We start from the raw sequence: 16416 nt of genomic DNA, 5'->3' as shown, positions 1-16416 counted from the left end.
AAAAAGATTATTTTAGTCATAGTAACAAGTATAATAATTAAATAGAAATAACTATATAATTAATGTTGGATTTAAATAGATATTTAAATAAGCCAATGACAACTTAAATATCATTGGCTTAAATTTATTAAAAACAAAATAAACTTTCAATTGGGAACTTTACATTTATAGTATCAGATATTTTAAAGGTAAGCTTCTTTTTATCAAGTGAAAATCCTATTAAGTCTCCATTAGGTAGAATAGGGTTCTTTATGTAAATTGTATAATCGAAGGGGTTTTCAATTATATTTTCTACAATGAATGAGTAAGAATTAATTTCGTCATCAGAATTAGCTAATTTAATATGATGAGCTCTTATACCTACGTAATTAATATTATCAGTATGTAAAGCGTTAATAGTATATTCATATCCCCAGCTTTCTGCATAAATCTTATTAGAAGAACTAAGTTTTGCAGGAGATATATTTTTGCAGCCTGTTAATTTAGCTTCTGCATAAGATTTAGGCGATTTAAATAAATCTATTTTATTTCTATTGTTTAAAGCAGTTCCTTTATCAAAAACTACTATATTATCACATACCCTAAAGGCCTCTTCTATGTCATGAGTAACAAAGATTACATTTCCACTATAGTCTTTTAATATAGACATAAGTTCTTTTTCCATAGAATGTCTTAGATGATGATCTAAAGCAGAGAAAGGTTCATCTAATAGTAATATTTTTGGTGATATTACTAATGCTCTAGCTAAAGCAACTCGTTGTTGTTGACCACCAGATAATTGCCATGGATAATGCTTTTCTAAACCACCTAAGTCAAGTCGTTCTATATATTCTTTAGATAATTTAATTTTTTCAGATTTATTTAAGCTTCCTAATCCTATTTGAATATTTTCTGACACACTCATGTTAGGGAATAATGCATAGTTTTGAAATAAAAATCCTACTTGTCTTTTTTGAGGAGATAAGTTTATTTTTGAGCCAGAATTATAAAATTCAGTACCATCAACTATGATTTTACCTTTGGTGGGCTTATCTAATCCGGCCATAGTTTTTAAGGTAAGACTCTTTCCTGAACCGGAAGCCCCTAAGAAACCAATAACTCCTTTATCTTGATTTACTTTAACTTTTAAATCAAAGGTAGGAAGGTGTTTTTCAATATCTATTAATAATGACATATTATCTCTTTCTCCTTCCCATAAGCTTTAATTGGATATCAGACCAGTAATTTAATATTATTATCATAAATAGTGAAATCGCAACTATTATAAGAACCCAAAGCATAGCAGTTTTCATATCTCCACCTTCAACGGCAAAGAATATTGCAAGAGGCATAGTTTGCGTCCTACCAGGGATATTTCCTGCTAACATTAATGTAGCTCCAAATTCTCCCATAGCTCTTGCAAAGGAAAGGACTAGTCCCCCTATAATTCCAGGCCAAGCTAATGGAAGAGCAATTTTAAAGAATATCTTCATTTCACTTAAACCTAAGGTTCTAGCGGCAGAAACTACATTTATATCAATTTGCTCAAAAGCAGCCCGACTAGTCCTATACATCATTGGAAATGAAACTACTGTAGCTGCAATAACTGTAGCAGTCCATGAAAATATTAAAGTAACGTCAAAGTTTAATAAAAATTTACCTACAGGACCATTTTTACCGCATAAAAGCAATAAGAAAAATCCTATAACAGTTGGAGGAAGAATTAATGGAAGAGTAAACAAACCATCAATTAGTCCTTTAAGTTTATTCTTGGAGTTAGCGATCCAGTAAGCTGCAGCTACACCAAGTATAAATGTTATTATTGTTGCTAAAAAGGCTGTTTTAATTGATATCCATAAAGGGGAAAGGTTTGTACTCATATTAATTCCTCCAAGGTTGATTTATTGAACTTTATTATATCCGTATTTTTCAAATACTTGTTGAGCTTGATCTGAGAATAAAAAGTCTTCAAAAGTTTTTGCAGCATCAACATTTTTGCTATTCTTTATTACAGCAACTGGATAAGTGATAGGAGAATGAAGATCTTCTCGAATTGTTTCTATTATTTTAGCAGTATCATTGCTTAAAGCATCGCTTAAATATACAAAACCTACATCAGCATTTTCTGAAGTAGACCAAGCTAGAACTTCTTTTACATCCTTAGCAAAAACAAGCTTTGATTCTATTTCAGATTTTATTTTTAAGTTTTCTAAAACTTCATCAGCATATTTACCAGCGGGAACTGAACTAGGTTCACCTACAGCTATTGTTTTAACCTTGTCTGTAGTTAAATCATCTAAAGTAGTAACTTCAGTGTTATCAGTACTGATTAAAACTAATCTATTTTTTACTAAGTCTTTGTTTGTATCAGAAACTAATAAATCTTTATCAGTAAGTGCAGTCATTTGTTTTTTACCTGCAGATATAAATAAATCACATGGAGCTCCTTGCTCTATTTGCTGTTGTAGTGACCCTGATGCTCCAAAGTTGAATGTTAATGAAATATTAGGATTTTTTTCTGTAAATAGTGGTTCAAGTTCGGACATTGCTTCTTTTAAGCTTGCTGCTGCTGAGATAGTAAGCTCAACAGGTGTTTTATTATCATTGTTAGAATCTCTTGATGTAGAACTACATCCTACTGATGATAATACTAAAGATGATGTTAGTAGTAAAGATAAGATTTTGGTGAATTTTTTCATAATAGAATCTCCTTTATATCTATATTTTCTTTATAGTATTTTAATTATTTACATTTATTATAAAGAGTTAGAAAGCTTTACTTATTTATAAAATGTGTACAAGTAGTATTTTATCATTTAATAAAGCTAAATACAATTAATAATGATATGTTTTATAATGTTTTGTATTGTTTTGTTATGTTTGGTTTTTAAATGGATAAATAAGGAGTTAAGTAATTGTATCAGTTGTAGTTTTGATGGTAAAATATTATAGAAGTGAGGAGTGATTGTATGAATTCTAAGGAATCTCTAAATGCTATGGAGGTAGCAGAACTTCTAAATATAACTAAAAACACTGTATATGAGTTAGTTAAAAGAGGAGAATTACCTGGATATAAAGTAGGTAAAAAATTAAGAATAGATAAAGCTGATGTAAATCAATATATAGAAAGTCAAAAGACAGGGTATAACAATAAGGCTGTAAGGAGAGTTAAGGAGATAGTCCAAGTAAAATCGGAAAATGTAATTAGTAGTAGCAAAGATATAATTATAGCAGGGCAAGATCAAATATTAGATATTTTAAGTGAATATATTAAGGCCAATATAAGTGATATAAGAGTACTAAGAAATAATGTAGGTAGCTATACAAATCTATATGATCTATATAACGATAGAATTTCTTTATGTTCATCACATCTATGGGATGGAGATAGCAATACTTACAATTATGAGTATGTTAGAAGGTTATTACCGGGAATATCTTGTGTACTTATAAACTTAGCTTATAGAATGCAGGGATTTTATGTAGCAAAAGGGAATCCTCATAATATAAAGACTTGGGAAGACTTAATTAATAAGAATGTATCTATTATAAATAGGGAAAAGGGATCAGGCACAAGAATATTACTTGATGAAAAGTTAAGAGCTAATAATATAAGTTCAAGTAATATTAAAGGATATGATATAGAAAGAAATTCTCATCTTTCTGTTGCTAGTAGTATTGCAAGAGGAGAAGGGGATGTAGGAATGGGAATAGAAAAAATAGCTCTTCAAGTTAAAGGGATAGATTTTATTCCTATACAAGAAGAACGTTATGACTTAGTAATAAAAAAAGAAGATTTAAATTTAGATGTTTATAAAACAATTGTTGATATAATTGAGTCTAAAGAATTTAAAGAAGAAATTGACGGGTTAAGTGGATATGACCTAAGAGATATTGGTAAGATTATAGCTTATACATAAAAGTAAGGAGGTGATGAAAGTAGTAAGCACCTCCTTAAAGTTTACTAAAATAAATAATAACACAAAGGGAATTATGGGAGGAAAGATAATGACAGAAAGACAGAGAGAGCTACTAAAGAAAATAATTATTATTGCGATTCCAATAGCAATACAAAATCTAATTAATGTTGGAGTAAGTGTTACAGATACGCTGATGATAGGAAATATTAGTGAAATACAACTAGCAGGTATATCACAAGCGAATCAACCATATTTTATTTTTACAACTTTAATATTTGGACTAGCATCTGGTTCAATGGTTTTAAATGCTCAGTATTGGGGACAAAGGGATACAGGAGCTATAAAGACTATTATGGGATTGATGATGAGAATAGGAATAATAGGTGGGCTGCTAGCTTCGGTAGTTGTTCTCATATTCCCAGAGCAGGCTGTAGCCATATTTACTAACGAGGCTGAAGTAATTAATTATGGAGCCCAATATTTAAGCATAGTAGCACTCTCATATGTATTTTCAGCTTTCACTGGAATTTATTTAATGGGGCTTAGAAGTATACAGAATGTAAAAATATCTATGTATATATATGGATTATCATTTATACTAAATGTATTTTTAAATTATACTTTAATATTTGGTAGGTTTGGTATGCCAAGATTAGAATGTAGAGGTGCAGCAATAGCAACATTAATAAGTAGAATTTTTGAAAGCATATTAGTTTTAATTTATATGTATAAGATTGAAGATAAGGTTAAGTTTAGAGTTAAAGATATATTCAGAAAAACATCTAAGTATTGGAAGAGTATTGCTACCTATAGCTTGCCAGTATTATTAAGCGAAATAAATTGGGGATTAGGTATTTCTATGCAAGCTGCTATTATTGGAAGATTAGGGGCTAATGTAATTGCAGCAAATAGTTTTATAAATGTATTTCAACAGCTTTCAGGTGTTGCAATGATGGGACTTGGGGGAGCTGCTGGAGTAGTGTTAGGGAATCTTATAGGTAAAGGTAAAAAGCATGAAGAGGAAGTAATAAGCTTTTCTAAGTTTTTAGTAAAAATAAGTGTGGTTTTAGGAATAGTAGTAGTGATTATGGTATTAGCTATTAGACCTATAGCACCATCATTTATAAATTCATCAGAACAAACAGCAGAATTAATCAAGAGCATGTTATATGTATCAGCATTTTTATTATTCTTCCAAGCTATAACTATAACTATCTTTGTAGGAATATTAAGAGCAGGAGGAGATACAGCATTCTGTGCTGCAATAGATATAGGAACGTTATGGATATGCAAGATAGGTTTAGGATTATTATGTGCCTTTGTTTTAAAACTACACCCGGTTTTAGTATACTTAATTTTATCTAGCGATGAATGTGTTAAGGCAATTATTACTATACCACGTGTTTGGAAAGGGAAGTGGATTCATTATACAACAGTATAATTTTAAGTAAGATTTAAAATTATAATTTAAAAATATAAATAAAATATGGCTATGGAGGTGGGAGAAATGGAATATGATTGTGGATTTACAAGAGAGAATAAATGGTTCCGATATCGTGCAGCAGCAATCATTATTGAAAATGGACATGTACTTTTTGCAGGGAATGAGAGAGAAAGCTATTATTATTCTATAGGTGGCGGTGTTCATATAGGTGAATCATCAGAAGAGGCTGTAAAACGTGAAGTTTTTGAGGAAACAGGAATAGAATATGAAGTCGATAGACTAGTATTTATACATGAGAATTTTTTTATGGGAGATGGAAGTTTATCTGGGAAAGAGTGTCACGAAATAGCATGTTATTATTTAATGAAGCCAAGAGGAACTTTTGAATTAAATAGTAACAGTTACGTTCAAGGTATTAAGGAAAATATGTACTGGATACCTATTGATAAATTAAATGAGTATAGAGCATATCCCACATTCTTCGAAGATAAATTAAAAAATATAAAAGATGGAATAGAGCATATTGTTACTTACGAATACTAAATAAGTAATATAAAAAAGATTTATAAATAGTGTTGACATTGACGTTGCGTAAAAGTCTATATTGATATTAGGAGGTGATTTTCTTGGAATATTCCATTAAAAGTTTAGCTAAACTTGCCGGTATTAGTACTAGAACTTTAAGATATTATGATGAAATTAATCTTTTAAAGCCTCTTAGAATAAATTCATCAGGTTATAGGATATATGGAGATAAAGAAGTAGATATGCTTCAACAGATATTATTTTACAAAGCATTGGAATTACCTCTAGAAAAGATAAAAGAAATAATAGCTAGTGAAGATTTTGATACTAAAAAGGCTTTATATATGCATAAAGAAAATATCTTGAAAAAACAAGAAGAATTAAGAAAATTATTAATCAATGTAGAAAAGACTATTTGTTCTTTAGAAGGAGGAATTACAATGTCAGCAGAAGAAAAATTTGAAGGATTTAAGAAAAGTGTAATAGAAGAAAATGAAAAGAAGCACGGCAGTGAAATAAGAGAAAAGTATGGAGACTCTAAAGTAGAGGAAAGTTATAAGAAGCTTGGGAACCTTACAAAGGAACAATGGGATGAAGTTCAAGGCTTAGGAGTTCAAATAAATGAAAGTCTAAAGGAAGCTGTTAAAGATGGTAATCCTAAAGGGGAAAAGGCAAAAGAAGTAGTAGAACTGCATAAGAGATGGTTATCTTTCTTTGGTGATTATCAAGTTCAAGCACATTTAGGGCTAGGACAAATGTATGTAGATGATGAAAGATTTACTGCTTACTATGATAATGCAGCAGGAGAAGGTGCGTCAGTATTTCTAAGAGATTCTATAGCGGCTTATTATAATGCAAAATTTAATGAAGAAACATGGCAATGGATAATTGAATAATTAAAGTTAGGAGCTAGGCACTGGCTCCTTTTATTTATTTTTATCCCCAATTAACTTATAATACTAAATATAAAAACTAACATACAGGAGAGGGGGAGTTATATGGAACTAAAAAAATGTGATATAAGAAATTATTTTAAAGATCATATAGATTTAGAGAATAGCATTAAAAAATGTGACAATACAGGAGATGTTGTAAAAGCAATAATTACATCTAATTATTTTAAAAATCTCAATAGAGATATATTAATGCTTAATGAAAATAATTTATCAAATGGAGATAAGTCTTATGAATTAAATGTAAACTTCAAGGTTGATTTATGCTTAAGAGGTGAGCCTGATAAGGAAATTCCATTTAAGCATTCACATAGCCATAATTATGTTGAAATGATTTATGTATATGAAGGCGCTTATTCTCAAAATATCAATGGAGAGAAGGTTAGTTTAAAACAAGGGGAATGCTGTATGTTAAATCAGAATATAAAGCATAGGGACGAACCTATATATAGTGGAGATACAGTTTTATTTCTTAGTTTTTCAAATAAGATCTTTAATAAGTATTTAAAAGAATATATAAATGAAAATAAGATTATATATGAATTTATAAACGAAAAAAATGAAGATGAACGATTAGTAAATCAGTATATCTTATTTAAAGATGGTAATAATGAGGCGTTTAATAAGATATTAAGACATATTGTTTATGAATATTTTAATAAAGATATAGGTACAAATTATATAATTATGGGGTATATTGCAAGATTATTTAATTTATTATCTACTGACTATAATGAACATGTAGTAATTAAAGATAATGCAAAAAAAGAAAATATAATATTTGAGCAGATTGAAAAATATGTTGATGAAAATATAAGCGAGGTTTCTAGAGAAAAAATAGCTGAGAATTTACATTATAACGCAAATTACATAAATACGATTATAAAAATTAATAGAGGAATTACATATAGTGAATATATAGCAAATAAGAGATTAGAAGCTTCAATTGAACTTTTAAAGGATAGTAATATAAGCATAAACAATATAATAAGAGAAGTTGGATATATAAATAAAAGTTATTTTTATAAATTGTTCTTAGCTAAGTTTGGAGTTACACCTAAAGAGTTTAGAATGATGTTAAGGAATAGCTTTTGTGAAGAGAGTTAACTGTTAACAAAAAGTTAACAGGATACTAAAATTAAGTTAGGTTTTGTAATGATTAATAAAAATTAACCTAATATTTATCAATAGGATACTATTTTATAAAAAAACCTCCTGATAGAGTACTGATATAAGAGATAATAGGTGCTAAACTTAAAAATGTAAAGGTTATCTAAGTTTTTGAGAGGATGTAAATGATTACTAGAACTAATATTTAATTTAATTTAATTAGTATTTCAAATAAGTTTTTAGGGGATAAATTTAAAACTTATAGATAACTTAAAATGGTACAAAGGGGAGATAAATATGGATCAAGTTGTAACTAAAAATGTAAAAACGACTTCTGAAGTTAGTGCTGGAGAGGTAACAGGAAAAGAAATGTTTGGACATGCTATAGCAGGTGTCGGACAAAACTTTATATTTGCTTTCTGGAGCAGTTATATGATGATGTTCTATACTGATGTTTTTGGATTATCTGCTGCATTTGTTGGTATGTTATTCTTTGGAGCAAGAGCATGGGATGCTATAAATGACCCTATGATGGGAGTAATAGCAGATAAAACTAGAACTAAATGGGGAAGATTTAGACCTTGGTTATTAATTATGCCTATACCAGTAGGAATTTGTTTAGTATTGAACTTTACAGTTCCAAATGTTACAGGAACAGCAGCTATGATATATGCAGCTGTAACTTATATATTAATGAGTATGGCATTTACTGCAATAGATATTCCATATTGGAGTATGCCATCTGCAATGACTACAGATCCAGTTAAAAGAACTAAAATATTCTCATACTCTAATTTAGGAACAAGTATTGCATCAACTGTAGCTGGAATGTTAATAGTGCCATTACTTAATGCATTTGGTGGAGCAAATACAAAATCAGGTTTCTTTGGAACTGCAATAGTTATGGCTGTAATTGGTATAACTTTATACCTTACAGGATTTAAATTAACAAGAGAACATGTAGAGGCAAGTACAGAAAAGTTTAATTATAAAAAAGCTGCCAAAGCTTTAGGAACAAATAAACCATTATTAATAGTACTAATAGCATCTGTTGCTTTAAATTTAGGTATGATTATAAAGATGAGTTTACAATTATTCTATGTTCAATATAACTTAGGTACATTAAATTTAGTTCCTATATTCTCTATGTTAGCTTTACCAGGAACAATATTAGGTTCTTTATTTGCACCAAAGATTGCATCTAAATTTGGTAAGAAGAGAGCACTAATAGGAGCTAGTATAACTCTTTTAGTAGTTGGGGTTATATTTATGATTACTCCATATAGTCAAGTATGGTTAATAATGATATTATCTGCAGCACAAGTTACACTTATAACTTTATCTATGGTTATAGTATCTTCAATGATTGCAGATACAATAGAATATGCTGAATGGAAAACAGGGCAAAGAAATGAAGGAGTAATAAGTTCAACTAGAACTTTCACAACTAAGCTTGCAATGGCATTCTCAGGATTAATAGCTGGTGGAATATTAACTTTTGCAGGATATGTTCCAAATGTAGAACAATCACAAATGACTTTAACAGTATTCCATTTAGTTTCATCAATAGTACCAGGGGTAATAGCATTAGTTGCTTGTATACCAATGAAGTGGTATGACTTAACTGAGGAAAGACATGCACAAATAATGAAAGAAATTGCTGAAAGAAAAGCAAATAAATAATAATTAATAGTATTAATTAAATGGTATAGGGGTAAGAGCCTATACCATTTATTAAAATTAAGTAGAGATATGTAAGAGGTGTAGTAATGAGACAGATTAAATTTATAAATAGCAATTGGTTATATAGAGCTGAATTTAAAGAAGAATATATTAATGGGAATATTAATGAAAATGATTTTACAAAGGTAGATATACCACATACAAATATAGAATTACCATATAACTATTTTGACGAAAGAGAGTATCAATTTATCTCTTGTTATGCAAAGAGGTTAAATTTAGATTCAAATAATAAAGGTAAAAAGATATATGTAGATTTTGAAGGTGTAATGCTAGCTTGTGATGTTTATTTAAACGGAAATCATATAACTAGTCATAAAGGTGGATACACTCCATTTTCAGCGGATATAACTGATTTTATAAAATACGATGAAGAAAATATATTAGTAGTTAAGGTTGACTCTACAGAAAGAAAAGATATACCACCTTATGGAAATGTTGTTGATTATTTAACTTATGGAGGAATTTATAGAGAAGTTTCTTTAAGAATAGTAGACCAAACTCATATAAATAATATATATACGAGAACCTATAATTGCTTAGAAGAATCTAAAAAATTAGAAGTAGATGTAGAAATTAATAATTGTGGTAATGATGATAAATTTAATGTTTCAGTACAGTTGTTAGATAATGAAAATGTATTGTACTCAGTAGAAAAGGAATTAGAAATAAATAAAGATATGAGTATAAATACATTACAAATTGATGATATAAAAGGCTTAGAACTTTGGGATTTAGATAATCCAAAGCTTTATTCAGTAAAAGTTGAATTAAGAAAAGATAATGAAGTTATTGATAGTTACAGTGATAGAATAGGTTTTAGAGATGCTAAGTTTACTACTGAAGGATTCTATCTAAATGGAAAGCTTACAAAGATTGTAGGACTTAATAGACATCAATCTTATCCATATGTAGGATATGCAATGCCTGAAAGAGTTCAAAAGAAAGACGTAGAAATTTTAAAGTATGATTTAGGATTAAATTTAGTAAGAACTTCACACTACCCACAATCAAGACACTTCTTAGATAGATGTGATGAAGTTGGTATTTTAGTATTTGAAGAAATACCAGGATGGCAACATATAGGTGATTTAGATTGGCAAGCGTTAGCTATTAAAGATGTTGAAGATATGATAAAGAGAGATTATAATAGACCATCTGTAATTTTATGGGGAGTTAGAATAAATGAATCTCAAGATAATCATGACTTTTACACAAGAACAAATAAGTTAGCTCGTGAATTAGATCCAGTAAGACAAACAGGCGGAGTTAGATACATTCATAAGAGTGAGTTCTTAGAGGATGTATTTACATTAAATGATTTTGCTCATAATGGAGGAGAAAGAGTATTTATAACTCAAAAGGAAGCTACAGGCTTAGATTATAAAGTACCTTATTTGGTTACAGAAAGTAATGGACATATGTATCCTACTAAGAGCTTTGATCATGAAGCTAAGGCTGTTGAACATGCACATAGACATTTAAGAGTTATAAATGAAGTATTAGGTTCAGAAGAGATAAGTGGAACAATAAGCTGGTGTGCATTTGACTATAACACTCATAGTTGTTTTGGATCAGGAGATAAGATATGTTACCATGGTGTAATGGATATGTTTAGAAATAAGAAGTATGCAGCTTATTCATATGCATCACAAAAAGATTGTAAAGATGGTATTGTTTTAGAAGCTATAACTGAAGCTTGCAGAGGAGAAAGAGATGGAGGGGGAATAATACCATTCTCTATTTTAACTAACTGTGATTATGTAAAGATTTATAAGGATGGAGAATATATTAATGAATATCATCCAGATAGAAATACTTATAAAAATTTAGAGCATCCACCGATAAACGTATATCATATTTTATCATCAGATTTAAACTTACCGGTTTCGGATGAAGATAAAAATGCCATAAGAAACTTTGTAATAAATAAAGTTAAAACAGGAAACTTAGTTGATTTAACTCCAGAAGATTATAATTTCTTTGGACAAATTGCTGCTAGAGCCAATATAACTGTTCCGATGATTTTAGGAGTTGTTTATAAACTTGCAGGTGGTTGGGGAGAAAAAGAAAATATGCTGACTATTGAAGGATATATTAATGGTGAGGCAGTAATTTCTAAAACAATTGGTGAATTAAGATGGAGATCAGGTATAGAAGTTATTCCAGATGATACAGTTCTTTCTATTGACAAGACAAGTTATGACGCTACAAGAGTTGTTGTGAAAATAGTAGACTCTTTAGGAAATCCACTTAAGTTTAACAATGAGTTTGTTGAAGTTGAAATAGATGGACCAGCTAAGGTTATGGGACCTTCAAAATTTGGATTAGTTGCAGGAACATCAGCATTTTGGATAAGAACAATTGGAGAAGCTGGAGAAGTTAAGATAAAGGTTAAAGGGATGTATTTTGAATCAGAAGCTAAGATTGATATAATTTAATTGTAATTAATATTATTAATTGTAAGTGCTTATAAAAGTCTATGGAGATAAGAATGGATAACATTAATAAAGGTTTTAATTTAAGAGATTACTTTAAAGAAGCTGTTGAGTTAGAAGAGCTATTATCTAGGTGTAAAGATAAAAAAGAGTTATTTAAATCATATTATTTATCTGAGTATTATAAAAATATAAAAGGTGAAATGGAAGTTTTTAATAAGAATACTAACATTCACGAAGAAAATGAAAAGTTATGTATTTATGACTTGAATGTTAATTTTAGAATTAACTTAGGTATAAAAAACTCAAGAATAGAAGACATTCTTATAGGAAATTATCATAAGCATAATTATTATGAATTAATATATGTATATAAAGGGAAGTATTCTCAAGAGATTAATGGAGAGATAATAACTCTAAATCAAGGGGAAGCATGTATTTTAAATCCAAATATAAATCATAATGATATTCCAATTGAAAGTGGGAATACAGTATTATTTTTCTGTTTCTCAAATAAGTTTTTCTATGAAATAGTAAGTAAATATACTACAATTCATTATAAGTTAGATGAGTTTATAAAAAATGATTTGAAAGACCAAAATGCAGTAGAGCAGTATATTATATTTAAAAAGAATAATTGTCTTGAATGTAATGAAATTGTTGAAGATATAGTAAAGGAATACTTTACTCCTCATATAGGAACAAAGTTAATATTATCAGGAAAAATAATTAGGTTTTTAGATATACTATCTAATGAATACGAAAGCTTAGATTTAGTAAGATTCAATTATTCAAGCACTAGGACAGCTTTTATAGATATTGATAGCTTTATTGAGAAAAACATTTCTGATATATCTAGAGAAAAGATAGCAAATGAGCTTCATTATAATCCTAATTATATAAATAAGATTATAAGAAAAAACACAGGACTAACATATAGTGAATATATCTTAAATAAAAAACTTAAGCTTGCAATTAATTTATTAAAGAATAGCAATTTAAGTATAAATAATATAATAAAAGAAGTAGGTTATATTAATAAAAGTTATTTCTATAAAGTGTTTACTAATAAATATAGTATGACCCCACAAGAGTTTAGAGTAATGTTTAGAAATAACTTATAAAAAATAATCATATAATAAAAGCTGGCCGATGAGCCAGCTTTTACTATATATAAATTTTGAAGTGAAAAAATATTGGTTTTAAGTAGGTAGCAATAAGATACTGATAATAAGATATTAACATCTACAGAGTACTGATAGTATTATTTTAGGATGATAAAATGATTATTGTAGAGAATGAAATGGAGGGATATTTATGAAAATAACATTTTTAGGTGCAGGTAGCACAGTTTTTGCAAAAAATGTACTTGGAGATATCATGCTTGCTGATTCATTACATGAGGTAGAAATAGCATTATACGATATTGATGAAGAAAGATTAAAAGAATCTGAAACTATGTTAAGAGCGATAAATAGAAATTGTAATGAAGGTAGAGCAAAGATTGAAAGCTTTCTTGATAGGAAAGAAGCATTAAGGAATGCAAACTTTGTTGTTAATGCAATACAGGTAGGTGGATATAAACCTTGTACAGTAACAGATTTTGAGATTCCAAGAAAGTATGGACTTAAACAAACAATAGGAGATACTTTAGGGGTAGCTGGTATATTTAGAGCATTAAGAACTATACCTGTAATGTTAGATTTTGCAAAGGATATGGAAGAGGTTTGTCCTGATGCATGGTTTTTAAATTATACTAATCCAATGGGAATGTTAACATTGGCAATGGAACTTGGAACTAAAATAAAAACTATAGGTTTATGTCATAGTGTACAAGTATGTGCTCCAGAATTATTAAGAAAACTTGGAATGGATACAGATAATGTTCAATATAAGATAGCTGGAATAAATCATATGGCTTGGTTATTAGAAGTGACAAGAAATGGTGAAGATTTATATCCAGAAATAAAGAGAAGAGCAGTAGAAGGCCCAATATGTAAGAGGGAATATAGTGAAGAAGTTAAAAAAATGTATCCTCAATTAGTAGGAGATGATAAAGAGTTTACAGTTGATGATCACGATGATTTAGTAAGATTTGAAATAATGAAACAATTTGGATACTATGTTACAGAATCAAGTGAACATAATGCTGAATACTTACCATACTTTATAAAGAATTCACATCCAGAACTTATAGAAAAGTTTAATATTCCTTTAGATGAATATTTAAAGAGATGTGAAACACAAATAAATGCTTGGAAAATGATAGGTAAGAAGTTAGTTGAAAATGATGATTTAACTCATACTAGAACGCATGAGTATGCATCATATATAATTGAGGCAATTGCTACAGGAAAGCCTTATGTATTTGGGGGAAATGTACTAAATAGAGGACATATCACAAACTTACCTAATGATTGTTGCGTTGAAGTTCCATGTGTAGCAGATAGATCAGGAATAACTCCTACTTATGTAGGTGAATTACCAATGCAATTAGCAGCATTAAATCAAACCAATGTAAATGTTCAAAAACTTACAGTACAAGCAGCATTAACTAAGAAAAAAGAATATATTTACTATGCTGCGTTATTAGATCCACATACATCATCTGAATTAACTATTGATGAAATTAAAGCTTTAGTCGATGAGATGTTAGAGGCTCACAAAGAATGGTTACCAGAATATAAATAAAGCTATAAAAGATTAAGTGATATAAAAATTTATGCTATCGCTTAATCTTTTTTTGTGGAATAAAATGTAGTTAGCCATAATTTAAAATTTAATTTATAATATGCTAGGATTATAAATTAACGTAAGATAAGAGTTTGGAGGCAAACTATGGATAAAGTAAATACAGTTATATTTGATATGGATGGAGTGATTTTTGATACTGAAAGAATTTACTTAGAAGCTTGGACAGATGTTTTTGACAAGTATGGATATAAGATGACTAAGGAAGTTTATACTTCAGTTATGGGAGTAGGACGTAAAAATGTTATAAAAACATTTAAACATATTTATGGTAATGATTTACCTATAGATAAAATGTATAAAGAGAAAGATCAAATTCTTTTTAATAGAATAGAAGAGGGAACAGTTCCTACAAAAGAAGGAGTACATGAGATTTTAAGTTTTTTAAGAGAAAATGATTATAAGGTAGCCTTGGCAACATCTGCAAAAAGACAAAGAGTGGACAAACATTTAAAAGATGCAAACCTTGAAGGTGTTTTTGATGTAACAGTATGTGGAGATGAGGTAGAAAAAGCCAAACCTAATCCAGATATATTTTTAAAAGCAGCAAATAAGCTAGAGGTCGATAGAGAAAGGTGTATAGTAGTTGAAGATTCCTTAGCTGGAGTTAAAGCTGGCCATAATGCAGGCATGATAGTGGTAAATATTCCAGATTTAAAAGATTATGATGATGAACTAGAGAGATTTTCGCATAAAGTTTTCAAAAATTTAATAGACTTTAAGGAATACCTAGATTTAGAATTTAACTATTAAATATCTATGAATTATATTTATAAAATAAAAATAGACTTTAATTTATGCTATAATACATTTTAAAAACAAGCAACATTATAGCTTTAATAGGCTTATTTAAATGGATTTATAAAATTATGGGGGAGGGGAATAAATGAATAATAAGACTGAATACAAAAAAATTACTTTTAAAGAAGTATACTCGATACCCAATATATTATGTTACATAAGAATATTATTAATACCAGTTTTTATTTATGTTTATGTTAATGCAAAAGATGCTGTAGATTATTATATGGCAGCTGCTATTATATTTTTATCTGGACTTACTGACTTTTGTGATGGATTTATAGCAAGAAAGTTTAATCAAGTAACTGAATTAGGAAAACTAATAGATCCTGTTGCTGATAAGCTAACGCAAGCAGCAATTATAATTGCATTAATGTTTAAAATTAAATGGATGTTCTTTTTAGTTGTTTTATTTGTTATAAAAGAATTGTCTATGTTAATTAATGGAATTATTTTATTGAGGAAAGGGAAAAAATTAGATGGTGCAATGTGGTTCGGAAAAGTATCTACAGCAGTATTTTATTTTTCAACATTTATAATGATTTTATTTCCGATGTTAAATAGTATGGTAGAAAATATATTGATGATTATTTCAGCATTTTTCATGGCATTATCATTTTTTATGTATAATATAGAGTATTTTAAAATGTATAAGAATTAAGAAAAGTCCTTTGATATAAAATTAGACTTTGTGAAACTATGACTTTTATGTGTGATTTTAAGAATTAACACATATAAATTGAAGGTTTTGC

The 16416-nt window shown here is 28.7% G+C and carries 14 protein-coding genes; 11 read left to right on the top strand and 3 right to left on the bottom strand.

Features of this window, described 5'->3' with window-relative positions; translation table 11 throughout:
• Nucleotides 1-127 precede the first annotated feature (127 nt).
• The 3 genes from H8S20_RS02140 to modA are packed head-to-tail and all read right to left on the bottom strand — an operon-like array spanning nucleotide 128 to nucleotide 2678.
• A complete protein-coding gene (locus H8S20_RS02140) occupies nucleotides 128-1174 on the bottom strand; it encodes a sulfate/molybdate ABC transporter ATP-binding protein (protein WP_186859208.1) in 1047 nt (348 codons plus the stop codon).
• 1 nt (nucleotide 1175) lies between these two features.
• A complete protein-coding gene (gene modB, locus H8S20_RS02135; RefSeq protein ID WP_186859207.1) occupies nucleotides 1176-1859 on the bottom strand; it encodes a molybdate ABC transporter permease subunit in 684 nt (227 codons plus the stop codon).
• A 21-nt stretch (nucleotides 1860-1880) separates the two neighbouring features.
• Nucleotides 1881-2678, bottom strand: coding sequence for a molybdate ABC transporter substrate-binding protein (gene modA / locus H8S20_RS02130; protein ID WP_186859206.1), 798 nt, complete (start codon nucleotides 2676-2678; stop codon nucleotides 1881-1883).
• Nucleotides 2679-2948: 270 nt separating this feature from the next.
• On the opposite strand from modA, the gene H8S20_RS02125 reads away from it, so the two are divergent.
• The 11 genes from H8S20_RS02125 to H8S20_RS02075 all read left to right on the top strand — a co-directional run bounded on the left by H8S20_RS02125 (nucleotide 2949) and on the right by H8S20_RS02075 (nucleotide 16325).
• On the top strand, nucleotides 2949-3899 hold the full coding sequence (locus H8S20_RS02125) for a helix-turn-helix transcriptional regulator (protein ID WP_186859205.1): 951 nt from the start codon (nucleotides 2949-2951) through the stop codon (nucleotides 3897-3899).
• 88 nt (nucleotides 3900-3987) lie between these two features.
• Nucleotides 3988-5340 carry an MATE family efflux transporter gene (locus H8S20_RS02120; RefSeq protein WP_186859204.1) on the top strand — a complete coding sequence of 451 codons (1353 nt, stop codon included), beginning with the start codon at nucleotides 3988-3990 and terminating at the stop codon, nucleotides 5338-5340.
• Between the two features lie 66 nt (nucleotides 5341-5406).
• On the top strand, nucleotides 5407-5886 hold the full coding sequence (locus H8S20_RS02115) for an NUDIX hydrolase (RefSeq protein ID WP_186859203.1): 480 nt from the start codon (nucleotides 5407-5409) through the stop codon (nucleotides 5884-5886).
• Nucleotides 5887-5969: 83 nt separating this feature from the next.
• Nucleotides 5970-6764 carry a MerR family transcriptional regulator gene (locus tag H8S20_RS02110; protein WP_186859202.1) on the top strand — a complete coding sequence of 265 codons (795 nt, stop codon included), beginning with the start codon at nucleotides 5970-5972 and terminating at the stop codon, nucleotides 6762-6764.
• Between the two features lie 102 nt (nucleotides 6765-6866).
• Nucleotides 6867-7928, top strand: coding sequence for an AraC family transcriptional regulator (locus H8S20_RS02105; protein ID WP_032119673.1), 1062 nt, complete (start codon nucleotides 6867-6869; stop codon nucleotides 7926-7928).
• 300 nt (nucleotides 7929-8228) lie between these two features.
• A complete protein-coding gene (locus H8S20_RS02100; RefSeq protein ID WP_186859201.1) occupies nucleotides 8229-9614 on the top strand; it encodes a glycoside-pentoside-hexuronide (GPH):cation symporter in 1386 nt (461 codons plus the stop codon).
• Nucleotides 9615-9700: 86 nt separating this feature from the next.
• Nucleotides 9701-12115 carry a glycoside hydrolase family 2 protein gene (locus tag H8S20_RS02095; protein ID WP_186859200.1) on the top strand — a complete coding sequence of 805 codons (2415 nt, stop codon included), beginning with the start codon at nucleotides 9701-9703 and terminating at the stop codon, nucleotides 12113-12115.
• A gap of 53 nt (nucleotides 12116-12168) precedes the next feature.
• Nucleotides 12169-13236, top strand: coding sequence for an AraC family transcriptional regulator (locus H8S20_RS02090; RefSeq protein WP_186859199.1), 1068 nt, complete (start codon nucleotides 12169-12171; stop codon nucleotides 13234-13236).
• 193 nt (nucleotides 13237-13429) lie between these two features.
• Nucleotides 13430-14803: an alpha-glucosidase/alpha-galactosidase gene (locus H8S20_RS02085; RefSeq protein WP_186859198.1), complete on the top strand. Its 1374-nt coding sequence runs from the start codon at nucleotides 13430-13432 to the stop codon at nucleotides 14801-14803.
• Between the two features lie 147 nt (nucleotides 14804-14950).
• Entirely contained in the window at nucleotides 14951-15616 is a 666-nt protein-coding gene (locus tag H8S20_RS02080) for an HAD family hydrolase (RefSeq protein WP_186859197.1), read from the top strand.
• A 133-nt stretch (nucleotides 15617-15749) separates the two neighbouring features.
• Nucleotides 15750-16325 carry a CDP-alcohol phosphatidyltransferase family protein gene (locus H8S20_RS02075; RefSeq protein WP_032119667.1) on the top strand — a complete coding sequence of 192 codons (576 nt, stop codon included), beginning with the start codon at nucleotides 15750-15752 and terminating at the stop codon, nucleotides 16323-16325.
• Nucleotides 16326-16416 lie beyond the last annotated feature (91 nt).

Source organism: Clostridium hominis (genome assembly GCF_014287825.1).
GTDB classification, from domain to species: Bacteria; Bacillota; Clostridia; order Clostridiales; family Clostridiaceae; genus Clostridium; species Clostridium hominis.
This window is presented reverse-complemented; position numbering and strand designations above follow the sequence as displayed.